The 23,157-nt window shown below is 72.5% G+C and carries 14 protein-coding genes; 7 read left to right on the forward strand and 7 right to left on the reverse strand.

Annotation, left to right across the window (positions count from 1 at the left end; translation table 11 throughout):
• The first annotated feature begins 52 nt into the window (after nt 1-52).
• From O7595_RS22225 to galE, 7 genes are all read left to right on the forward strand, one after another.
• Nucleotides 53-841, forward strand: coding sequence for a TIGR03936 family radical SAM-associated protein (locus O7595_RS22225; protein WP_269730396.1), 789 nt, complete (start codon nt 53-55; stop codon nt 839-841).
• 235 nt (nt 842-1,076) lie between these two features.
• Entirely contained in the window at nt 1,077-5,159 is a 4,083-nt protein-coding gene (locus O7595_RS22230) for an Rne/Rng family ribonuclease (RefSeq protein ID WP_269730397.1), read from the forward strand.
• Between the two features lie 333 nt (nt 5,160-5,492).
• Complete coding sequence (locus O7595_RS22235; RefSeq protein WP_269730398.1) at nt 5,493-6,611, forward strand: DegT/DnrJ/EryC1/StrS family aminotransferase; 1,119 nt, start codon at nt 5,493-5,495, stop codon at nt 6,609-6,611.
• A complete protein-coding gene (locus O7595_RS22240) occupies nt 6,608-7,621 on the forward strand; it encodes a Gfo/Idh/MocA family protein (RefSeq protein WP_269730399.1) in 1,014 nt (337 codons plus the stop codon). Before O7595_RS22235 ends, O7595_RS22240 begins: the two co-directional genes overlap by 4 nt.
• A complete protein-coding gene (locus tag O7595_RS22245; protein WP_269730400.1) occupies nt 7,618-9,249 on the forward strand; it encodes a glycosyltransferase family 2 protein in 1,632 nt (543 codons plus the stop codon). Before O7595_RS22240 ends, O7595_RS22245 begins: the two co-directional genes overlap by 4 nt.
• A complete protein-coding gene (locus O7595_RS22250; RefSeq protein ID WP_269730401.1) occupies nt 9,246-10,529 on the forward strand; it encodes a nucleotide sugar dehydrogenase in 1,284 nt (427 codons plus the stop codon). The genes O7595_RS22245 and O7595_RS22250 overlap by 4 nt, the downstream gene beginning before the upstream one ends.
• Before the next feature lie 82 nt (nt 10,530-10,611).
• Nucleotides 10,612-11,580, forward strand: coding sequence for a UDP-glucose 4-epimerase GalE (galE, locus tag O7595_RS22255; RefSeq protein WP_269730402.1), 969 nt, complete (start codon nt 10,612-10,614; stop codon nt 11,578-11,580).
• Between the two features lie 120 nt (nt 11,581-11,700).
• Here the strand turns inward: galE and O7595_RS22260 are convergent, their stop codons facing one another.
• The 7 genes from O7595_RS22260 to O7595_RS22290 all read right to left on the reverse strand — a co-directional run bounded on the left by O7595_RS22260 (nt 11,701) and on the right by O7595_RS22290 (nt 22,808).
• Nucleotides 11,701-13,836 (reverse strand): glycosyltransferase family 1 protein, encoded by a 2,136-nt coding sequence (locus O7595_RS22260; RefSeq protein ID WP_269730403.1) that lies wholly within the window; start codon nt 13,834-13,836, stop codon nt 11,701-11,703.
• Complete coding sequence (locus O7595_RS22265) at nt 13,833-15,251, reverse strand: glycosyltransferase (protein WP_269732580.1); 1,419 nt, start codon at nt 15,249-15,251, stop codon at nt 13,833-13,835. Before O7595_RS22265 ends, O7595_RS22260 begins: the two co-directional genes overlap by 4 nt.
• Before the next feature lie 145 nt (nt 15,252-15,396).
• Nucleotides 15,397-16,500: a non-hydrolyzing UDP-N-acetylglucosamine 2-epimerase gene (gene wecB, locus O7595_RS22270; RefSeq protein WP_269730404.1), complete on the reverse strand. Its 1,104-nt coding sequence runs from the start codon at nt 16,498-16,500 to the stop codon at nt 15,397-15,399.
• A 271-nt stretch (nt 16,501-16,771) separates the two neighbouring features.
• Entirely contained in the window at nt 16,772-18,514 is a 1,743-nt protein-coding gene (locus O7595_RS22275) for a D-glucuronyl C5-epimerase family protein (RefSeq protein WP_269730405.1), read from the reverse strand.
• Nucleotides 18,515-18,728: 214 nt separating this feature from the next.
• Nucleotides 18,729-19,325 (reverse strand): acyltransferase, encoded by a 597-nt coding sequence (locus O7595_RS22280; protein ID WP_269730406.1) that lies wholly within the window; start codon nt 19,323-19,325, stop codon nt 18,729-18,731.
• A gap of 135 nt (nt 19,326-19,460) precedes the next feature.
• Nucleotides 19,461-20,852, reverse strand: a complete 1,392-nt coding sequence (locus O7595_RS22285) for a D-glucuronyl C5-epimerase family protein (protein WP_269730407.1) — start codon at nt 20,850-20,852, stop codon at nt 19,461-19,463.
• Nucleotides 20,853-20,936: 84 nt separating this feature from the next.
• Nucleotides 20,937-22,808 (reverse strand): hypothetical protein, encoded by a 1,872-nt coding sequence (locus O7595_RS22290; RefSeq protein WP_269730408.1) that lies wholly within the window; start codon nt 22,806-22,808, stop codon nt 20,937-20,939.
• Nucleotides 22,809-23,157 lie beyond the last annotated feature (349 nt).

Genomic DNA, 23,157 nt, shown 5'->3' on the forward strand with positions numbered 1-23,157 from the left:
AGAAGAACCACTGGGCAAGCGACAGCCCGAAGGCCCGCCGCCCGCACCCGCGGTGCAGCGCATCCGACTGCGCTACACCAAGCGCGGCCGCCTCCGGTTCACCAGCCACCGCGACTTCCAGCGCGCCTTCGAGCGTGCGCTGCGCCGCGCCGAGGTGCCGATGGCGTACTCGGCGGGCTTCACCCCGCACCCGAAGGTGTCGTACGCCAACGCCGCCCCCACGGGTACGGGGTCCGAGGCCGAGTACCTCGAGATCGCGCTGACCGATCACCGTGATCCGGCGAAGCTGCGTGAGCTCCTCGACGAGTCGCTGCCCGCCGGGCTCGACATCGTCGATGCCGTCGAGGCCCGGACGTCCGGGTTGGCCGACCGGCTGACGGCGTCCGTGTGGGAGCTGCGGCTGGACGGTGTCGCGGTGGAGGAGGCCGAGAAGGCGGTCGCCGCGTTCCTCGCGGCGGACGTCGTCGAGGTCCGCCGCAAGACGAAGAACGGGATGCGGACCTTCGACGCCCGTGGTGCGGTGGCCGACCTCCAGGCGAGTTGTCCACAGCCTGATAGGCCCGTGGACGGGCCCTGTGCGATACTGCGGCTGGTTGTTCGGCACGTGACACCTGCCGTGCGACCCGACGACGTCCTGTCCGGTCTCCGAGCTGTGGCCGACCTGGCGCCGCCGGTCCCCGCAGCGGTGACCAGGCTGGCGCAGGGGCTCTTCGACGAGGAGTCCGGCACGGTGACCGACCCGCTCGCGCCCGACCGCGAGGCAGTCACGGCCGCCCCGGCCGATCGCTCAGGGGTCGCCGGAGCCGCCGCGACGGCGCCCGCTGGTACCGGTTCCGCGTAGGGGCAGTCGTTGTAGCGCCGCCCTCGTACTCGGGAGCCACCTGGGTCGGGCAGCGCAATGACCAGGAGACTTTCGCCAGGCCGTGCGTACATCGCGTACGGAACCGGCGAGCCAGACATACAGCTCCCGTGCGGCGCCCGCGCCCCGGACGGAGGCCCCGCACTCATCACGCGGGACGTGCCACCGGACCGGATCGAGGCTCGGCGCCCGGGGGCGTGACGGGAGAACCGCCCGCATGCTCGAACCGAAGGACCCCGGAATGACCGGGGACACCGAAGAGAACGACAACTCCACCCCCAGTGACACGCTGCCCCCGCGCCGCCGTCGTGCCGCGTCGCGGCCGGCGGGCCCGCCCGTGGGTTCCGCGCAGGTCGAGACCGTCGCGGATGTGACCGCGTCCCTCTCGGACGCCATACCGTCCGCGGAGGACGGGGCCGCCGTGGAGGCGCCCGCGCCGCGTACCCGCCGCCGGGCGACGCGCAAGGCCACCGCGCCCGCCGGTTCACCGGCCCCCGCCGAGGCTCCCGAGGCCGCCGCTTCCGTACCGGAGCCGGCCGCCCGGGCCGAGGAATCCGCCGCTGCCGCCGAGGCCGCCGTGGAGGCGCCCGCGCCGCGTACCCGCCGCCGGGCGACGCGCAAGGCCACCGCGCCCGCCGGTTCACCGGCCCCCGCCGAGGTCGTCGCAGAGCCCGCTTCCGCCGAGGCGCCCGCGACCTCGCCTGCTCCGGCGCGCACGGCCGAGGCCGTGGCCGCCGACGAAGACATCGAGGAAGGTGCCGTGAGCGAGACCGCCGCGGAAATCGGGCCCGCCGAGGCCGCCGCCGAGGCGCCCGCGCGCCGTACCCGCCGCCGGGCGACCGCCCCCGCGGGCGCGCCGGAGCAGGGCGAGACCGCCGCCGGTGCCGTCGAGGCGCCGGCTGCCGAGGAGAGCGCGGAGGAGGCGCCGCGCGCTCGTACGCGTCGTCGTGCCACGCGCCGGGCGACCGCCGCCGCGGGCGCGCCGGAGCAGGGCGAGACCGCCGCCGGTGCCGTGGAGGCGCCGGCTGCGGAGGAGAGCGCGGAGGAGGCGCCGCGCGCCGGTACGCGTCGTCGTGCCACGCGTCGGGCGACGGCTCCGGCCGGTGCGCCGGAGCAGGTGGAGGCCGCCGCTGAGGACACGTCGGTGGCGGGCGAGGGCCTGCCCGAGGACGCCGTCGCGCGCATCACCGCCGACGAGGCCGAGCTGGAGGCCGCCGAGAAGGCCGCTTCCCGAGGCCGGGGGCGCCGCCGGGCCACCGCCGCGCAGTCCGCCGCCGAGCCCGCGAAGGACGAGCCCGCGAAGCCCGCGAAGGGCGAGAAGCGCGAGGAGAAGGCTGAGTCGGCCGCCCGCGGGCGGCGGTCCGGCAGGCCCGCAGTGCCGGTGTTCCAGGCGCCGGTCTTCACCGAGCCGGTGTTCCAGACCCCGGAGACGGCCGCGGCCGCTGCCGCCGCCGAGGCCGCCGCCTCCGACGAGGACGAGCAGGAGACCGCCGAGGCTCCGGCCGCCGAGACCGCCCCGCGCCGCCGCCGTCGCCGTCGGGGCGAGTCCCCGCTCGCCGTCGAGACCATGGAGACCGAGCCCGCCGACGAAGCCGAGGTCGAGGCCGAGGAGCCGGCAGCCGAGGACACCGAGGACACCGAGGAGTCCGACGACTACGAGGGCCGTCCCTCCCGCCGTCGCCGCCGTGGCGGCCGTCGCCGTCGCCGCGGCGAGTCCGCCGAGGCCGCCGAGTCCGGGACCGACGAGGAGCCGGAGGCCGAGGAGGGGGAGTCCGGGGCCGACGAGGAGCCGGAGGCCGAGGGCGACGAGGACGAGCAGGACGCCGCAACCCCGTCCGCCGCCGGCACCAGCAGCAGCCGTCGTCGCCGCCGTCGCCGCCGTCGCAGCGGTGAGACCGCCGAGACCGAGCCCTCCAGCGACGAGCCGGAGCGCACGGTCGTGAAGATCCGTGAGCCGCGTCCCAAGGCGGAGCCGGCCGACGAGGTGCAGTCGATCAAGGGCTCCACCCGGCTGGAGGCGAAGAAGCAGCGCCGCCGTGAGGGCCGCGAGCAGGGCCGCCGCCGGGTGCCGATCATCACCGAGGCGGAGTTCCTGGCGCGCCGCGAGGCCGTCGAGCGCGTGATGGTCGTCCGGCAGCACGGGGACCGCACCCAGATCGGCGTACTCGAGGACAACGTGCTCGTCGAGCACTACGTCAACAAGGAGCAGTCGACGTCGTACGTCGGCAACGTCTACCTGGGCAAGGTGCAGAACGTCCTGCCGTCGATGGAGGCCGCCTTCGTCGACATCGGCAAGGGCCGCAACGCGGTCCTGTACGCGGGCGAGGTGAACTTCGAGGCGCTCGGCCTCGCCAACGGTCCGCGTCGCATCGAGACCGCGCTGAAGTCCGGCCAGTCGGTTCTGGTGCAGGTCACCAAGGACCCGATCGGCCACAAGGGCGCCCGGCTGACCAGCCAGGTCTCCCTCCCCGGCCGGTACCTGGTGTACGTGCCCGAGGGCTCGATGACGGGCATCAGCCGTAAGCTCCCCGACACCGAGCGGGCCCGGCTGAAGACCATCCTCAAGAAGATCGTTCCCGAGGACGCGGGCGTCATCGTGCGCACCGCCGCGGAGGGCGCCAGCGAGGACGAGCTGCGCCGTGACGTCGAGCGGCTGCAGGCCCAGTGGGAGGAGATCCGGAAGAAGGCGAAGAGCGGCAACGCCCCGACCCTTCTCTACGGTGAGCCGGACATGACGGTCCGGGTCGTCCGCGACATCTTCAACGAGGACTTCTCCAAGGTCGTCGTGAGCGGCGACGAGGCGTGGGAGACCATCCACGGCTATGTGTCGCACGTGGCGCCCGACCTGGCGGACCGGCTGCAGCGCTGGACCAGCGAGACCGACGTCTTCGCGGTGCACCGGATCGACGAGCAGCTGATGAAGGCGTTGGACCGGAAGGTCTGGCTGCCGTCCGGCGGCTCGCTGGTGATCGACAAGACCGAGGCGATGGTCGTGGTCGACGTCAACACCGGCAAGTTCACCGGCCAGGGTGGCAACCTCGAGGAGACCGTCACCAGGAACAACCTGGAGGCGGCCGAGGAGATCGTGCGCCAGCTGCGGCTGCGGGACCTCGGCGGCATCGTCGTCATCGACTTCATCGACATGGTGCTGGAGTCCAACCGAGACCTGGTGCTGCGGCGCCTGCTGGAGTGCCTGGGCCGGGACCGCACCAAGCACCAGGTGGCCGAGGTGACCTCGCTGGGCCTGGTGCAGATGACCCGCAAGCGGGTGGGCCAGGGGCTCCTGGAGTCGTTCTCCGAGAGCTGCGTGCACTGCAACGGCCGCGGTGTGATCGTCCACATGGAGCAGCCGTCGGCCGTCGGCGGCGGTGGCGGCAAGCGGAAGAAGCGCGGCCGCGGTGGCGCCGAGCACGTCCACGAGCACGAGGTGGTCGTCGAGGCGCCGGGCGCCGAGGCCCCGCCGAGCGAGGCCGAGGAGGCCGAGACCGAGGCCGAGGTCGCGGCGGAGGCCGCGGCGCCGTCGGCCCTGCCTGAACCCGCCTTCGCCCCCGACGAGGAGCTGTACGGCAGCGCCGCCGAGGCCGAGGCCGCCGCGTCCCGCCGTGGCCGCCGGCGGGCGTCCCGCAAGGCGACGGCCCCGGCCGGCGCGCCGAAGCAGGCCGAGCCGGTCGAGGCCGGGGTGAGGCCGGCCGAGCCGGTCCGGGACGAGGAGACCGCCGCGGCGGCCCCCGCCCCGGCGGGTGAGCCCGAGGCCGCGCCCGCCCCGGTGGAGGAGCCCGCCCCCGCGGGCCGTTCCCGCCGCCGGGCCACCCGCAAGGCGTCGGCTCCGGCCGGTTCCCCGAAGGGCAGCGAGGCCGCCGAGATCGTGACCGAGGCAGCCGAGGCCCCGGCCCCCGCAGAGACGCCTGCCGACCGGGCTCCGGAGGCGCCGGCCGAGGAGGCCCCCCTCGCTGCTCCGCCGCGTGCCCGTCGCCGGGTGACCCGCAAGGTCACCGCCCCGGCCGGCTCGCCGTCCGGTGCGGACGACTCCGCGGTCGTGGTGGTGGCCTCCCCGGAGCCCGAGGCGGAGGCCGTCTCGGCACCCGGGGAGGAGCCGGCGGAGGTCCCGGCCAAGAAGGCGGCCCGCAAGACCGCCAAGAAGGCCACGGCGAAGAAGGCCGCCACGAAGAAGACGGCGGCCAAGAAGACCACCGCGGCGAAGAAGACGACCGCCAAGAAGGCGACCAAATCGGCCGCCAAGAAGACCGCCGCCGCGGAGCAGCAGAGCCTGCCGACCGTGACGGCATCGGCGGAAAGCTGAACAATCCATGGCTGGTGGTTGAACGTTCGTGTCCCGCCCCTGCGGACTCAGGGGCGGGACACGTCATTTGTTTCGCAATTGATGCCTGGGCCTGTTAACGGCCCAGAAATTGCCTGGGAAATCCCTGATAATGTGACGGCGGTCGCTGCCGTGCCGAGGACCCACCCGGAGACTACGGTCGGTGACCGGCCCGGTTAAGGGACAGACCGGTCCCAGCATTCCTCGGTAGGGCGTCGGCCATCACGCCGGAGGGGTTCGCGCGGCCCGAAGACGCCCCGCAGACCCCGGACCTCTGCCACAAAGAGCTCTCGCGGTGTTCAAGGAGGACGTCCAATGCCGAGCAGCAACGCGCAGCCCATCCCCGCTGCCCGCCCGGTCATCGGTGAAGAAGAGATCGAAGCAGCCGTACGCGTACTGCGCAGCGGCCGGGTGGTCCAGGGCCCCGAGGTGGCCGCGTTCGAGGAGGGCTTCTCGGAGCTCGTGGCCGGCCGCCACTGCGTCGCCGTCAACTCCGGCACCTCCGCCCTGCACCTCCTTCTGATGGCTCTCGGCGTCGGCCCGGGTGACGAGGTGATCGTCCCGTCGTTCTCGTTCGCCGCCTCGGCGAACTCGGTCCGCCTGGTCGGCGCCGACGTCGTCTTCGCCGACATCGACCCGGACACGTACTGCCTCTCCCCGGCCGCCGTCGAGGCCGCGATCACCCCGCGGACGGCCGCGATCATGCCGGTGCACCTGTACGGCCACCCGGCCGCGATGGACCAGATCATGGCCATCGCCGACAAGCACAAGCTGGCCGTCGTCGAGGACGCCTGCCAGGCGCACGCGGCCGCGCTGAACGGCACCCCGGTCGGCGCCTTCGGCTCCGGCGGCACGTTCAGCTTCTACCCGACCAAGAACATGCACAGCCTCGAGGGCGGCATGATCTCCACGGGCGACGCCCAGGTCGCCCGCACCCTGCGCCTGCTGCGCAACCAGGGCATGGAGCAGCGCTACGCGAACGAGATCGTCGGCGCCAACATGCGCATGACCGACGTCTCCGCCGCCGTCGGCCGCGTCCAGCTCGCGAAGCTGCCCGGCTGGACCGAGCAGCGCATCGCCAACGCCGCGTACCTCTCCGAGCACATCACCGCCTCGAACGTGGTGACCCCGGTCGTCGCCGAGGGCGCGCGCCACATCTACCACCAGTACACGGTCCGGGTCCGCGGGGACCGCGACGCCGCCATGGCGAAGCTCACCGAGGCCGGTATCGGCAACGCCGTCTACTACCCGACCCCCATCCACCGGCTGAAGCCGTACTGGGAGCCGGACCAGAAGGCCGGCCGTGACTGGGACCTGCCCGAGACCGAGCGGGCGGCCGCAGAGGTCGTCTCGCTGCCCGTCCACCCCTCGCTCACCGAGGGCGACCTCGAGCGCATCGTCACCGCCGTGAACGCTCTGGGAGAGAACCTGTGACTGCCGCTGCTCTGCGGGCCGGCCTGATCGGCCTGGGGTCCATGGGACGCCACCACGCCCGCGTACTGGCCGGGCTCGACGGCGTCGACCTCGTCGCCGTCGTCGACCCCATGGGGGACAAGAACGGCTGGGCGCAGGGCGCCCCCGTGCTGTCCACCGTCGACGAGCTGATCGCGCTCGGCATCGACTACGCCGTCGTGGCCTGCCCGACCGCGCTGCACGAGGAAGTCGGCCTGAAGCTGGCCGGGGCCGGCGTCGGCGCGCTGATCGAGAAGCCGGTCGCGGACACCGTCGAGGGTGCCCGCCGGCTGGTCGAGGCCTTCGAGTCGCGCGGCCTGGCCGCCGGTGTGGGCCACATCGAGCGCTGCAACCCGGCGCTGCGCAGCCTGCGGTCCCGTCTGGAGGCCGGCGAGCTCGGTGACGTCTTCCAGGTCGTCACCCGCCGCCAGGGCCCCTTCCCGCACCGCATCGCGGACGTCGGCGTGGTCAAGGACCTCGCCACCCACGACATCGACCTGACGGCCTGGGTCACCGGCCAGCAGTACACGTCGATCGCCGCGCACACCGTCTCCAAGTCGGGCCGCCCGCACGAGGACATGGTCTCGGCCGTCGGCAAGCTCTCCGACGGCACGATGGTCAGTCACCTCGTCAACTGGCTGAGCCCGCTCAAGGAGCGTTTCACCTCGGTCACCGGCGAGCGCGGCTGCTTCATCGCCGACACCCTCACCGCGGACCTGACCTTCTACTCGAACGCCGCCGTGGCCACCGAGTGGGAGGCCCTGCAGGCCTTCCGGGGCGTCTCCGAGGGCGACATGATCCGCTACGCGATCCCGAAGCGCGAGCCGCTCCTCGTCGAGCACGAGCTCTTCCGGGACGCGGTGCTCGGCAAGTCCCAGGACATCTGCACGCTGCGCCAGGGCCTGCGTACCGTCGAGGTCGCCGCCGCCGTCATCGACTCCGCCAGGAGCGGTGCCACCGTGCAGCTGAACCCGGAGGGCGTGGCCAGTTGACCACCCCTGACGTCACCGTCGTCGTGGCCGTCTACAACACGATGCCGTACCTCACCGAGTGCCTGGAGTCGCTGGTGAACCAGAGCATCGGGGTGGACCGCCTGGAGGTCGTGGCCGTCGACGACGGCTCGACCGACGACAGCGGCCGGGAGCTGGACCGTTTCGCGGAGCGGTACCCCGGCACCGTGAAGGTGATCCACCAGGCCAACTCCGGTGGCCCGGCCGCGCCCAGCAACCGTGCCCTGGAGGTGGCCACCGGCCGTTACGTGTACTTCATCGGTTCCGACGACCACCTCGGCAGGGACGCGCTGAAGCGCATGGTGGCCTGTGCCGACGAGCACGGTTCCGACGTCGTCGTCGGCAAGATGGTCGGCACGAACGGGCGTTACGTCCACCAGGCGCTCTACAAGAAGAGCGACCCGGACGTCAGCCTGTACGACTCGGCGCTGCCGTTCACGCTGGCCAACACCAAGCTGTTCCGGCGCGACCTGGTCGAGCAGCACAAGCTGCGCTTCCCCGAGGACCTGCCGGTCGGCAGCGACCAGCCGTTCACGATCGAGGCGTGCGTCCGGGCGCGGAAGATCTCCGTCCTCGCCGACTACACGTACTACTACGCGGTCAAGCGCGGGGACGCCAGTAACATCACGTACCGCGCGAACCATCTGGCGAGGCTGCGCTGCACCGCCGAGATCATGAAGTTCACGGCCGGGCTCATCGAGGCGGGCCCCCGGCGTGACGCGGTGTTCAAGCGCCACTTCACCTGGGAGCTCGCGAAGCTGATCCAGGACGACTTCCCGGCCCTCGACAGGGAGACGCAGATCCAGGTCTGCGCCGGCGTCGCCGCCCTCGCCGACGACTACTTCACAGAGCCGCTCCGCGACTCGATGGACGTCAAGCGCCGGGTGCGGATCGCGCTGGCCCAGCGCGGGGCCGTCACCGAGCTGATCCGTGCCATCGAGGAGGAGGCCGCCCGGGGAGCGCCTCCGCTGCTGCTGGAGCACGGCCGGGCGTTTCTGCGCTACCCCGGGTTCCGCGACCCGGCACTCGGCCTGCCCGACCGGCTGTACGAGGTCATCGGCGAGCCCGTGCCCAGGCAGCTCGCCGCCGGTACCGGGCTGGTCTCGGCGTGGTGGGAGCAGCAGGGCCAGGAGCTGGCCGTGGCCCTCTCGGTCCGCGTCCCCGTCACGGGTGAGACGGACCACGCCGTCATCCGCCTCGCCGACAAGGCGATGCCGAAGAGCGCCGACAAGCCGGGTGCCCGCAGGCTGCCCGTCGGCACCGGACTCCCCGCTCCGGCGGGGGAGCTGAGCCGCACCACCACCGACGACGGCACGGGGACGGTGCTCACCGCCCGCATCCCGATCAGGCCCGTCAGGGCCAAGCTCGGCGTCCGCGCCTATCTGGACGTGGCAGGCTCGACGTACGAGGTCCCGGTGCGGACCCTGGACCGGCCCCTGCCCCTGGCACGGCGCTGGCGCGAGAAGGTCCCGTACCGTGTCTCCGCGAACGCCAACGCCAAGGGACGGCTCGTCATCACCACGGCTCCGCTGTGGGAGCCCTCGTCGTCCGGCGAGCGCAGCCGGCTGCGTCACCTGATGTCCCGTGTGAAGAGGAAACTGACCCGATGAATATCTGTGTAGTCGCGCTCGGCAAGATCGGGCTTCCGCTCGCCGTGCAGTTCGCCGCCAAGGGCCACAAGGTCATCGGCGCCGACGTCAACGAGAAGGTCGTCGAGCTGGTCAACGCCGGCACCGAGCCCTTCCCCGGCGAGCACGACCTGGACGTCAAGCTGAAGCAGGCCGTCGACGCCGGACTGCTGTCCGCCACCACCGACACCGCCGCTGCCGTCGCGCAGTCCGAGGCCGTCGTGGTCGTCGTCCCGCTGTTCGTGGACGCCGAGGGCACCCCGGACTTCGGCTGGATGGACGCCGCCACCGAGGCCATCGCGAAGGGCCTCAAGCCCGGCACGCTCGTCTCGTACGAGACGACCCTGCCGGTCGGTACCACCCGTACTCGCTGGGCGCCGATGCTGGAGCAGGGCTCGGGCCTCACCGCGGGCAAGGACTTCCACCTGGTGTTCTCGCCGGAGCGCGTGCTCACCGGCCGGGTCTTCGCCGACCTGCGCCGCTACCCCAAGCTCGTCGGCGGCGTCGACGAGGCGTCCACCGGGCGCGGTGTGGAGTTCTACGAGCAGGTCCTGGACTTCGACGAGCGCGACGACCTCCCGCAGCCGAACGGCGTGTGGGACCTGGGCACCGCCGAGGCCTCCGAGCTCGCGAAGCTCGCCGAGACCACCTACCGCGACGTCAACATCGGTCTGGCCAACCAGTTCGCCCGGTTCGCCGACAAGAACGGCATCGACGTCAAGAAGGTCATCGAGGCCTGCAACTCGCAGCCCTACAGCCACATCCACCAGCCGGGCATCGCCGTCGGCGGCCACTGCATCCCGATCTACCCGCGGATGTACCTGTGGAACGACCCGGAGGCGACCGTCGTGCGCTCGGCCCGCGAGGCCAACGCCGCCATGCCGGAGTACGCCGTCGACCTGCTGGCCGCCGCCTACGGCGACCTGAGGGACGTCAACGTGCTCGTGCTCGGCGCCGCCTACCGCGGTGGCGTCAAGGAGACCGCCTTCTCCGGCGTCTTCGGCACCGTCGAGGCCCTCAAGGCCCGTGGCGCGGTGCCGTTCGTCTCCGACCCGATGTACACCGCGGAGGAGCTGTCCGCGCACGGACTCACCCCGCACCAGGGCGAGAAGGTCACCGCCGCGGTCCTCCAGGCCGACCACGCCGAGTACCGCGAGCTGGCCGCCTCCGACCTGCCGGACGTCACCGTCCTGGTCGACGGCCGTCGCACCACCGACCCGGCCCGCTGGCAGGGCGTCCGCCGCGTCGTCATCGGCGGCTGACGGACGGCCCGCTCCGTACGCGACGACATCCGGCCCTGCCCCGCGCACCCGTGGGGCAGGGCCCGCCTGCAGGAAGGTTCCCATGACCTGGTTGATCACCGGTGGCGCCGGCTTCATCGGATCGCACGTGGTGAAGGCGATGACGGAGGGCGGCGAGCGCGTCGTCGTCCTCGACGACCTGAGCACGGGCCGCGCCGAGCGGCTGCCCTCCGGGGTACCGCTGGAGATCGGTACCGTCCTCGACCGCGACGCCGTCGACCGCGTCCTGCGCGACCACGCCGTCACCGGCATCGTGCACATCGCGGGCAAGAAGCAGGTGGCCGAGTCGGTCGCGAAGCCGCTCCACTACTACCGGGAGAACGTGGAGGGCATGCGGGTCCTCCTCGACGCGGCGGTCGCCGCCGGGGTGGGCCGCTTCCTGTTCTCGTCCTCCGCGGCCGTCTACGGCATGCCCGACGTCGACCTCGTCACCGAGGACACGCCGTGCGCGCCCATCAACCCGTACGGCGAGACGAAGCTCGCCGGTGAGTGGCTGGTCACGGCCGTCGGCAGGGTCCACCCCGTCGCAACCGCCTCGCTGCGCTACTTCAACGTCGCCGGCGCGGCCACGCCCGAGCTCGGCGACGACGGCGTCTTCAACCTCGTCCCGATGGTGTTCGAGCGGCTCACGTCCGGCGAAGCGCCGCGGATCTTCGGTGACGACTACCCGACGCCGGACGGCACCTGCATCCGCGACTACATCCACGTCGAGGACATCGCCTCCGCCCATGTCGCTGCGGCACGCCGGCTCGCCGCCGACCCGGACGCCCGGCTGATCCTCAACATCGGCCGCGGCGAGGGCGTCTCGGTCGCCGACATGGTGGGGATCATCCAGGACGTCACCGGTCTCGAGGGCGTCAAGCCCGAGGTCACGGACCGCCGGCCGGGCGACCCCGCCCGGGTCGTCGCCTCGGCCGACCGCATCCGCGAGGAGCTGGGCTGGAGCGCGCACCACGAGGTTCGGGAGATGGTCGAGTCGGCGTGGGCGGGCTGGCAGCTGCGCCACCCCTAGCCGCGTGCGGCGGGCGGGCAGCGCTGCCGAAGGCACGCGGGCGGCACGCCGGCGAGGAGCACGAGGGCGAAGGGAAGGGCCCCGGGACGAGTCCCGGGGCCCTTCCTCGATTCGCTCTCTCTACCGGTCCTCGAGGAACAGCTTCTCGAAGTGCTTGCGTACCACGGGCCAGTCCCACGCGGACAGCGCGTGCTCGGCCGCCAGCTTGCCCGCGTTCCGCCACGCCTCCTCGGTGGCCGTGGCCTCCAGGATCCGCCTCGCGGCCTCCTCGGGGGAGCCGACGACCCAGCCCTCGGGGTAGAGGGTCCTGGCGCTGTTGGGCTTGCCGGCGTAGAACGGCCAGTCGCGGACGACCGGGACGGCGGCGCTCGCCGCGCCCTCCATCAGGCCCACGTGGCAGCCCTCGCGGACCGAGGAACTGATGATGGTGCCGATCTCCTGGAGCTTGGACGGAACGTCGTCCGTCGGGCCCAGCCGGACCACGGCGCCCGACTCCTCCAGAGGAGCCAGCTCCTTCTCGAACTCGCGGCGGTACTCGCGCGTCGCCCGGCTCGTCTTCGGGTCCATGTCCCCGCCGACCAGGATCAGCCGGTAGCGCTCGTCGTGGCGGCGCACCCGCTCCAGTACGTCCACGGCCCACTTCGGGTCCTTGGCGACCTGGCTTATCCCGATCAGACCCAGGTTGAACCGGGCCTCGGCGGGCTTCGGCCGGGCGAAGCCGGACAGGTCCATCGCGTTGTCGACGATGTGGAAGCGAGGTGCCCGGTCGCCGCGCAGCTGCGGGACCAGCGACACGGCCAGGTCCTTCACGTGCGGGGCGACGAAGACGAGGTCGTCGATCCGCGAGAAGTCCGTCATGTGCGGCCAGCGCGTGAACGCCTCGTAGCTGTGCAACCGGACCACGATCCGGGTGTCGCCCGGGTCGATGGTGGTGAGCATCCCCGCGGGGCCCACCGACCAGTCCAGGAAGACCGTGTCGGCCCAGTCGAGGTACGGGCGGAACAGCCGCTCCACCTCTTCCTGGTAGTCGCTGGTGCCGCCGGACAGCCGGTCCTCCAGCATCCGCCGGCCCGCCCAGGCGATCCGCTTCAGGTGCTTCGACGCGGCCAGGTCCAGGAACCGCAGCTCGACGCCGGGGTGGTCGCCGAAGTGGTCCAGGACGTGGTGCAGGAAGTTGTCGTTGGCGCTGGTGGTGACCAGCAGCCGCAGCGGACGGTCCGTGGGCGCCTTCCTGTACGGCGTCCTCCGGCCCTGCGGGCGGCTCAGCGCCTGCATCGCCTTGGAGCGGTACAGCGGGGCGACGAAGCCCTCCGCGTCCTTCGCCAGCGGCGAGGACAGCTGGTCGATGTGCAGCACCCGGTGGAAGCCCAGGAACAGCGCACGGTCCAGCGCCGTGGCCGCCTGCTCCGTGCGGCCGGCGGTGAACTCCCGGTCCGCGAAGGCGAGCTGGGCCGCAACCGCCTTGCCGAGATGACGCGGGCTGAGGCCCTTGGTGATCTCCTTCATCACGCCCTCGTCGAGGAGCTGCGCCTTGAGCCCGAGGTCCGGGATCTTCGACGCGGCATCGGCGAGCGCTATGGCGGCGCCGCTCGTACGGCCCGCCCACTGCATGCCCTCCGCGACATAGCGGGAGGTCGCGGCACGCACCCTGGTCGGCACACCGGGGGCGGTGACGGCGGTGCGCCACAGCCGGGCACCGACGGTGGAGCGCATCACGGGACGAGCCGTCGCGGTACGCATCACCGCGGCCGGCAGCCCGTCCACGGACCGGCGGACATCGCGGGCGACGGCGTCCAGCGGCGGGATGACCGAACGGCGCTGCACGCTGCCGCCCTGGGACGTCAGGCCCTCGACGGCCTTCAGGCCGGGCGCGAGCCCGAACATGGCGGCGGCGCTGCGGTTGTACTGGGCCAGCCGCCACACGGTGTACACGGCGCCCGGGTCGAGAGCGACCATGACGTCGGCCTTGCGGGCGCGCTCGCGCAGCCACGAGTCGCGCTTGGACTGCATCCACACCCGCATGCCCAGCGGGGACGTGCGCGCCTTGCGCCGCAGGGCCTGGCTGCGGTGCGCGACGCTCCGCGGCAGCTGGTGCAGCCCGGTCAGCTCCAGCGCGGCGACCTCCTCGGCGGAGGACTCCAGGTGGAACGTGGCCGCGAGGTGCACCCGCGCGCCCAGGGCGTTGAACTTGCGCACCGAGTCGGCGAGCACGCCGAACTGCGGCTTGGCAGCGGCGACGAACAGGACTTCGGTCACGGGGTGGGTCCTCCGGCGACGGTCGACTTCTCGGCGAGGGGCGCCACGTCCCCGGTGCCCGGCGCGGCGGCCGGGGTGCCGGCGGGCTCGACGTCCCGCGCGCCCGGTGCGGCGTACTTCGCCGTGAAGTCCTCGACGAGGTTCTTCACGGCCACGGTCATCAGCGCCTCACGGGTGAACTGGTCCGCGTGGGCCATGGCCTCGGCGTGCACCTCGTCGCTGGTCTCCACCGCCATGTGGGCGGCCCGGACGAACGACTCGGTCAGGCCCTCCTCGTCGATGCCGACGGCCCCCGTCCACAGCGGGTGCCCGCTCAGCACGTTCGACGCGTCGTGCTCCACGACGTGTGCCGACACGATCGGCAGACCGGTGGCCATGTACTCGTACACCTTGCCGGAGGTGACGTAGCGGCCGCCGATCAGGATCAGCACCATGGCGTCCCAGCCGGAGTAGATCGACGCGACCTCGGCCTTGGCCGCGGGGCCGCCGAAGTGGACGCCGTCGGCCTCGGCCTGCTTGAGGATCTCGGTGTGCCGGTTGGCCTCCCGGCCGGCACCGTTGCCGATGTGACCACGCACCTCGAAGCGGGCGTTGGCCAGCAGTGGCTCCTTCTCCCGCGCCGCCTTCCAGGCGTTCAGCACCGTCTCCAGGTGCTGCGGGGTGAAGTTGACCGTGCCGAGGTAGCCGAAGACCAGCCCGGACTCGGGGTCCGGGGCGTGGGCGCGGCCCGGGGAGCTGTCGGCGTCGTAGCCGTTGCGCACGACGTGGACGCGGTCGGCGAAGTCGGGGTAGCGCTTGCGGTAGTGGTCGGCGATGGGGTCGTTGACCACCCACAGGGAGAGGGCCTCGTCGAGGATCCTCCGCTCCCAGCGGCCCTCCTCGGAGTCGGGCCCGAAGGCCTCGACGCCCTCGATGACGTCGATGGACCAGCCGTCGCGGAAGTCCACCGCGTACGGGACCCGCTTCTCCTCCCACAGCTTCCAGGCCGCGGCGAGGTTCACGTACGGCACACAGCTGGCGAGCAGCAGATCGGCCGGGTGCTCCTCGTGGATGCGCAGGACCGCCTGCTCCAGGTCGGTGCGCCACTCCCCGAAGTTGGGCTCGGGGAACGGCTTCATCTGGCGGCGGCGGAGCTTGGCGACCCAGCCGTTGGGGTTGAGCGCGCGGGCCTCGTCGTAGAGGCGGATGTCCGTCTCGAGATCCTCGCGCGCCAGGGGCAGCTCGACGATCTTGACCTTGGGGTCGACCTGGTCCAGCAGGGTGAGGTCGACGCCTGAGTCCCGCTCCCAGGACTCCTGGGCGACGTTGACGACGGTCACGTCCCAGCCCACGTTGATGAACTGGTTCGCGGTCTCGCGCATGCGGTAGGCCGAGCTCTTGGCGGCCGGCGGGAACCCGATGGCGAGGTAGATCACATGAGGCCGCTTGCCTTCGGCGGGCAGCCCGGACCCGGGAGACGCTGACATAGTCGGTGACGCTAGCACGGTGACATGTACGGATTCGGGCCACCTGGTCGCCGCGTCGCCCGTCGCGGGCGCGCGGCGCGGGGCCTCTTCTCCGTCACGCGTGCCGGCTGCCCCCCTTCCACTCTTCCATGATCCGGACAACGTTCTGGGCGGCCCGGCCGTCGCCGTAAGGGGCGCCGGGGTCGGCGGTCGGCACGGCGCGGGTCACCGTCGCGGCCCACTCCTCGGGGGAGAGGGCGTGCGGGTCGGGAACAAGGACGTTCCAGCCCGTCTCGACGGTTTCCACCCACTCGGTCTCGGGGCGGACCGTGGTGCAGATGCGCTCCAGCAGGAAGGCCTCCTTCTGCAGACCGCCGGAGTCCGTGACCACACCGGTGGAAGCGAGCACGGCGGCGACCAGACCCGCGTACGGCAGCGGCCGGCCGACGTGCACGCTGCCCTGGGCCAGGTTGATGCCGTGCGCCTCGGCGCGGGCGACCAGACGCGGGTGGGCGAGCAGCGCCACGGGGACCGGCAGCTTCGCCATCGACTCCAGGATGGCGGAGAGCCGCTCGGGGTCGTCCGTGTTGTCCGGGCGGTGCAGCGTCGCCAGCAGGAACGGCTGCGACGGGTCGATGCCCTCGGGCAGCGCCGGAGCGGGGTGCTCGCCGGCCCGCACGGCGTCCCGGATCCGCAGGCAGATGTCGACCATGACGTCGCCGGCGAGCCGGGCCCGGTCGGCGAGGCCCTCGCCCGCGAGGTGGCGCATGGCCTCCTCGGTCGGGGCGAGCAGCAGGTCGGCGCAGTGGTCGGTGAGGACGCGGTTGTGCTCCTCCGGCATCCGCCGGTTGAAGGAGCGCAGGCCCGCCTCGAGGTGCGCCACCGGGAGGTGCATCTTCACGGCCGAGAGCGCGCCGGCGATCGTGCTGTTGGTGTCGCCGTACACGAGGACCCAGTCCGGCTTCTCGCGTTCCAGGACCGGGTCCAGGGCGGAGAGCACGGAACCCGTCTGCACACCGTGGCTGCCGGAGCCCACGCCGAGGTGCACGTCGGGGTCCGGGATGCCCAGGCCGTCGAAGAAGACGTCGGAGAGGTCGGCGTCGTAGTGCTGCCCGGTGTGCACGATGAAGTGCTCGTGCTCGGTCTCCGCGAACGCCGCCGCGATGGGGGCGAGCTTCACCAATTGCGGACGGGCTCCGACGATGCTGATGACTTTCACTGAGCACTCTTCTTCTTGGTCAGGGCGTGGGCAGGCGTGTCACGGTCTCACACTGCTCGTAATGGTAGGCAATCAGGACACTGACCAGGCCCAGGGCCGTGGGACCGCACCGGGCGGAGGCCGTGTGCATGCAAAGGTCAGAACGCCCCCGGCGATCATCGAAGCGACCGCATAACGATTTCGTGAAGCGTGTGCGTAATTCAGGCGAAAACGGGTCACCCGGGACCGTCCGCTCCGGCGGCCGGTCCCGGGCGGCCGGGCGGAGCGGCGCTCAGTGTCCGTCGGTGACGACGTCCCCGGCGTACACCCAGTAGCCCTTGAGGGCCCCGGAGGAGATCCGGCACATCGGTCGGCCGTTCACGACCGACCGCCGGTCGAAAGGTGCTCCGGAGGGTTTGTCGAACGTCACGGTCCGGGTGGCGGTGACACCGCGGTCCCGGCCGTAGCGGTGGCAGGTCACCTTGCCGCCCGCGGGGAAGGACAGCGTCCGGCCGGGCCGGTACTCGGTGGCGAGGTACTCCCCGAGCAGGTAGCACCTGGGGTAGGACTCGCCGGCCCACCAGCCGGCGTAGGGGCCCGAGTCGATCCGGTAGGCCACCCCGCGTTCCTTGATCCGGCGGCGGCGGTTCGCGGTGGCCCGGCTGGTGCGGGGCAGGCTGACGGTCCTGCGCGCGAGTTCGGCGTCACCCTTCGACGCGACGAAGTCGCCCTCCGTGTCGGTGTCGTAGCGGTACAGCGTGTGCGTGCCGGCCGCGAGGACGACGGGCGAGCCCTCCGGCAGGAAGCCCGACGGGTGGTCGTCCGTGAGCAGATCGCTCATGTGGGCGAAGCGCGGACTGCCGGTCTGCCAGTGCAGCTGCCGGTACAGATCGATGTGGTGCTGGTGGTACGAGGGCGTCGGAATCCGGTGCGTCAGGCAGTAGTACGAGGCCCAGCGCGGGTTGCGCAGGGTGGGGAAGTAGTGGTCGACCGTGGAGCACGCCCCGTCGTACAGGCGGGCCGCCAGCGCGTTGCCCGTCATCCGGGCGTAGTCCCACAGCCCGAACATGGCGAAGATCATGCCGTTGTACGTGCGGTCCGACGTGCCGGGCGCGTCGACCGGGTACTCCTGGATCCACAGATAGCCCGCGGCGTCCTTGTTCACCACCCACGGGTCGCCGTCGTCCCCGCGCAGCAGCGATGCGAACGCCCCGTCGGCGGCGGTCCGGTACAGCGCGCGCTCCTCCGGCGTGACCCCGTCGAGCAGGGACAGCTGCACGAAGAGGCTGATCGCCTCGCCCTGCGCCATCCCCGAGTACCAGGGGGCCCGGTAGGAGATGCCGCTGTGGGTGCCGTGCGTGAAGTCGAACGGGTACGGGAAGTACCACGCCCCCCTCGCCTCGACCCGGGTGTCGATCAGGCGTTTCGCCTGGGCCTTGGCGCGCCTCAGGTACAGCGCCCGGCGGTCCGGGTCCTCGGCGGTGCGGTACGCGGCGGCACAGCCGAGGCCGAACTGGATCTGGGTGACGGGCTGGTCGTACCCCGGGGCCGACCTGTTCGGGCGGTACATGATGACCCCGTCGCGGTCGAGATAGGTGTGCGTGGTGTCCGGCGTGACGCCGGACCAGGGCGTCGGCCGGTTGCGCCAGGGCCGCATCCGCTCCGGTGGATCCACCGCGCTGTATCCGCTGCTGTGGAAGGTGAACGGGAGGGCGTCGGGGACCGCGGCGCGTACGGCCGCCCGGACGGGCGGGCCGTCCGCACGGGGGACGCGGACGGAGGGCGCGGGGGGAGTCACCTTTCCTCCCGAGAGCTGGTCGGGCAGGGGCGGGAGCGGCGGGAGCGTCGCCTTGGGGAGGGGCTGCGCCGGGGAGACGGCACCCGGGGCGGCCTGCGCCGCGTTCGCCCCGGCGCCGGCTCCCGTGAGGGCGACGCCGAGCGCGGTGCCGCCGGTGAGCCGGATGAACCGCCTGCGGTCCAGTGTGGAACCTTCCGGTGCGGAACGGTCCCGTCGGGTGCTGCCGCTCTCGGCCATGCCTGAAGCCCCCAGGGGAAGATCGGCGATGGCTGCGGATCCTATGGGGACATTCCGGGCGGAAGTCATGACAGACACGCGAAAGCCGGGAGGCCGACTCGATCGGATGGCCGAGCCGGTCTCCCGGCGGTCACGCGGTTGCCGAGCGACGCGTCGCGCCGCCCCGGCCCGCGGGGGTGCACGCGGGGGCGGAGAGGCCCCGGACGGGCTCCGGTCAGCGCTCGGTGAGCACGCCGTCCTTCTCCTCGTACAGGGCGCCGGTCTGCGGGCACTCCCACACGCCCGGCTCGCCCTCGCGCTCGGTCAGCCGCACACCGGCCCGGCCGACCCAGCCGATCCGCCGCGCCGGAACTCCGACGACCAGGGCGAAGTCCGGCACGTCCTTCGTCACCACGGCACCGGCGGCGACCATCGACCAGCGGCCGATGCGGACGGGAGCGACACACACCGAACGCGCGCCGATCGAGGCACCGTCGGCGATCTCCACACCGACGGCCTCCCAGTCGCCGCCGCGCTTCTGCTTGCCCTCGGGGTCGACGGAACGCGGGTTGTGGTCGTTGGTGAGCACCACGGCGGGACCGATGAAGACGCCGTCACCCAGCTCGGCCGGCTCGTACACCAGCGCGTAGTTCTGCAGCTTGCAGTTGTCGCCCATGCGCACGCCGGTGCCGACGTAAGCACCCCGGCCGATCACACAGCCCTCGCCGAGGCGGGCGCCCTCGCGGATCTGCGCGAGATCCCACACGCTGCTGCCGGCGCCGATCTCGGCGGTCTCGTCGACCTGGGCGCTGGGCTGGACCCTGTAGTTCACTTCACTGCCTTCCGGTGTCTGGCTTCCGGCCGAGCATACGGGCCGCCCGCCCCGGACGTGCGGCCGAGGCGGGCGGCCCGCCTCGGCCGCTCACGCGACCCGCGACGGCAGGTGAAGGCGCCCTCCGGAGCGGTGTCAGGCGCCGTCGGCGATCACCTGGTTCGCGGGCACCCAGTAACCGGCGAGCTCGCCCGCGGAGATGCGGCACATCGCCCGGCCGTTCACGATCGACCTCCGGTCGAAGGCCGCGGTGGTGGCCGTGGCGTACTTCAGGTTCCGGGTCGTGCCCACGGCGCCGTTGGTGCCGAACCTGTACGCCACGATGTCCGTGTTCGTGCGGAACGTGAGCGTGCGCTGCACCCGGTAGTCGGTCGGGAGGTACTCACCGCGCAGGAAGACGTTCGGGAACGCCTCGCCGATCCAGTAGCCCTTGTACGCTCCGGCGCTGATCTGGTACCAGATGCCCGCGCCCTTGATCCGTCGCCGCATGCTCACCGGGGCGCCGGTGGCCTTGGCGAAGGTGACCTTCTTCGTGGACAGGACCTTGTCCGGCGCGGCCAGGTTCTTGTCGTAGGACCCGTCCGGCTTGGCGGCGATCTTGTAGAGCGTGTGCGTGCCCTTGGCGATGGCGATCGCCGCGCCGGCGGGCAGGACGTACGGCGGGAAGTCGTCGATCAGCAGGTCCATCTGGTTGGCGAAGACGACGCTGTTCGTCTGCCAGTGGAGCTGGCGCCACAGGACGATGTGGTGCGGGTGGTACGAGTCCGTCGTGATCCGGTGGGTCTGGCAGTAGTAGGAGATCCCGCGGGTGTTGCGCAGCAGCGGGAAGTGCCGCGCCATGGTGGTGCACGCGCCGTCGTACAGCTGGGCGGCGAGCTCGTTGCCGGTCGCCTGGTAGTAGTCCCAGAGCCCGAACATCGCGAAGACCATGCCGTTGTAGGTGTAGTCACCCGTGCCGGCGGCCTTGAAGGGGTACTCCTGGATCCACAGGTAGCCCGCGCGGTCCTTGTTCACGCACCACGGCACGCCGTTGTCGCCCCGGAGCAGCGAGGAGAAGGCGCCGTGGGCGGCGGTCATGTAGAGGGTGCGCTCGGCCTCGGTGACCCCGTCGAGCTGGGCGAGCTGCACGAAGAGGCTGATCGCCTCGCCCTGGGCCATGCCCGAGTACCACGGTGCCTTGTAGTCGACTCCGCCGTGCACCTCGTGCCTGAAGTCGAACCCGTACGGGAAGTACCAGGCGCCGCGTGCCTCCACGCGCTTCTCGATCAGGCGATCGGCCTGGGCCTTGGCGCGCTGGAGGAAGACCGCCTTGCGGGCCGGGTCGTTCTCGACGCGATAGCTGGTGATGCAGCCGAGGCCGAACTGGACCTGGCCGACCGGGTGGTCGTAGCCCACGCTCCCGTTGTTCGGGTGGTACAGGTAGGCGCCCTTGGCGTTCAGCCGGTACAGGCCCGTGGGGGTCCTGTTCTCCCAGCTGACCGGCCTGTTCCGCCATGGACGCAGCGCCTCCGGCAGGTCCTGCACCATCGTGAAGCCGTTCCGCTTGAAAGTGGCCGCGCAAGCCGAGGAGTTCGGGGATCTTCGGACAACTGGTCGAGGGCGGTGGCGGCTTCAGCCGCCGCGCTGCCTCGCCGCCGCCACGATCTGCGCCCCGAAGACCAGCGCCAGCAGGGAGAACAGGACGGAGCGCAGCGGGCCGACGCCGGGGGACCACCAGGCCCAGGCCGCGGCCGGGGCGAACAGGGTCAGGGCGAGCAGACGCGGCAGCCACCAACGCTTCGGACGTGGCGGCGGAGCGGCGCCCGGGGACCGGACCAGCAGGCGTTCCGGGTCGTTCGCGAGGGTGTCGCGCATCCCGGAGAGGAGACCGCGGCGCTCCAGCAGCCCGGTTCCGGGCACACCCGCGAGCGGGTCGGCGAGTCGGCCGAAGCCGGCCGGCAGCGGGGGCAGGCCGAGGGCGGTGACGAGGTCCGCCTGGCGGCGCGCCGGGGCGGTCGAGGAACGCAGCAGCCCGGTGAGCGGCCGGGGGTCGGACAACCCGAACACCCGGGCGAGCACCTCGGCCGTGGCGGACGCGGCCGCGTGGTCGGTGACCGGGGCGGACGGGTCCCAGGTGTGGGACGCGGCCTTCCTGCCCCGGTGCAGCAGCGTGAACCCGGCGAGGTCCCCGGTCCGCCGCAGCACCAGCGTGGGCCACTTCTCACCGGTGGTGAAGGTGCCGGCGGCGCCGGTGAGGCTGTCCTCCCCGCCGATCAGGGCCGCCCGCCGCCCGGCCGGCTCGTCCGGCGCCGGTGCCACATAGCTCGCCGAGCCGCCCGCCGGGGCGATCCGCAGCGGCACCCCGCACATCAGTGCGGCCGACGCGACCCGCGCGGGCGGGGCCGCGGCTATCGCCAGCAGATGGACGGCGAAACGTCCGGGGGGCCTTTCGCGGCTCCGGGGCATCGACTCCGGCGGTCGGGAGAAGAGGGGAGTGGATCCCGCGATACGCATGCGCACCCCGGTGCGGAACTCCAGGAACTCCCGCCTCGGCTCCCCGAAGTGTCTCCAGGGGTGCGAGCGGGCCTGCTCGCCGATCGCCCTGAACACGTCGAGCGCCTCGTCGAAGCGCCGGGACCGGACCAGCATGAGCGCCAGCTCGTTGCGGAAACCGGCCGCCTCGGGGTCACCGTGCCCGTAGAAGGAGGAGAGGCCGAGCGCCCGGTCCACGGCCGCGTCGATCCGGGAGCGGTCGACCGGCCCCCGGCCGCCGGCACCGGCGACGACGTCGTACTCGATCGCGGCGGCCAGCGGCAGGGCGTGGAGCTTCGAACCCGGCAGGGCACGGGCGGCGGCGCGCTCGGCGAAGTCGAACATCTCCTCGTGCGAGCCGTGCCACCTCGCGCACAGGTACTGCAGCGCGGCGGCGTGGCAGCCGTGGTGGTGCGGGGCGCGCGCGGTGGCCTCCGCCCAGTAGGCGTCGAAGACCTCGCGCGGTGCCCGGGCGCCCGTGGCGTGGGCGAGGGCGATCCGCCACGGGACCGGGTCGTCGGGATTGAGCTCGGCCGCCGAGCCGAGCACCGGGACCGCGTCCCCCAGCAGCGCGAAGAACGCCCGGAGCCGGTCGGGCGACATCTGCCGGGCCCCGACGCCGGCGCGGACCGACCACGCCCTGCGCAGGGAGAGGTCGGCCCTGACCAGCGTCGCGTCCGGGTCCTCCGGCGCCTCGCCGAGCCAGCCGTCCAGCCACCCGGGGCTGTGGACGGCGGCGTCGGCGAACTCGCCGACGTAATGGCTGCGCCGTTCCCACTCGGCGCCGAGCCGGGTCGCGGCCAGCAGTTCGCGGGCCGGTCCGTGGTCCCCCGCGGTCGCCGCGGACACGGCGTCGCCCAGCGGAGCGGGCCGCGCGTCGAGGACCACCGCCTCGTCGGGCGGCAGATCGGCGCCGACGGCGGGGCCGTGCCGGAGCAACCGGGGCATGGTGAGGAAGGAGCGCAGGAGCACGAGCGCACATTCAACAACCTCACCGGCCCGGGCGGCCAGAGGCTGCCGGACCGGGGAGCGGGGTCGGGCGCGGGCCTGCCTGCGGGAGGCGGCGTTCCGGGGGAGCGCCGAGGGTGCGTCCGGGACGGCACGGGAAACGCCGCGAAGTCGGTCGGCGCACGGCTGATGACACAGCCCCTCACAGAGCCCGCCGTGCGGCCCGTGGCGGCGCGCGTGACCGGTTCCCCGCGGCCCCGTGGCCTCCCTGGGGCTGGTTTGACCCCCTGCGGCCCTGCCCGTAACCTTGACCGTCGGCGTGTTTCCATACGCCAGCTTCTGAGCACCTCCCTCCGGGTCCGTGACCCGGAGA

It is taken from the genome of Streptomyces sp. WMMC940, assembly GCF_027460265.1.
In the GTDB taxonomy this organism is placed as follows: Bacteria; Actinomycetota; Actinomycetes; order Streptomycetales; family Streptomycetaceae; genus Streptomyces.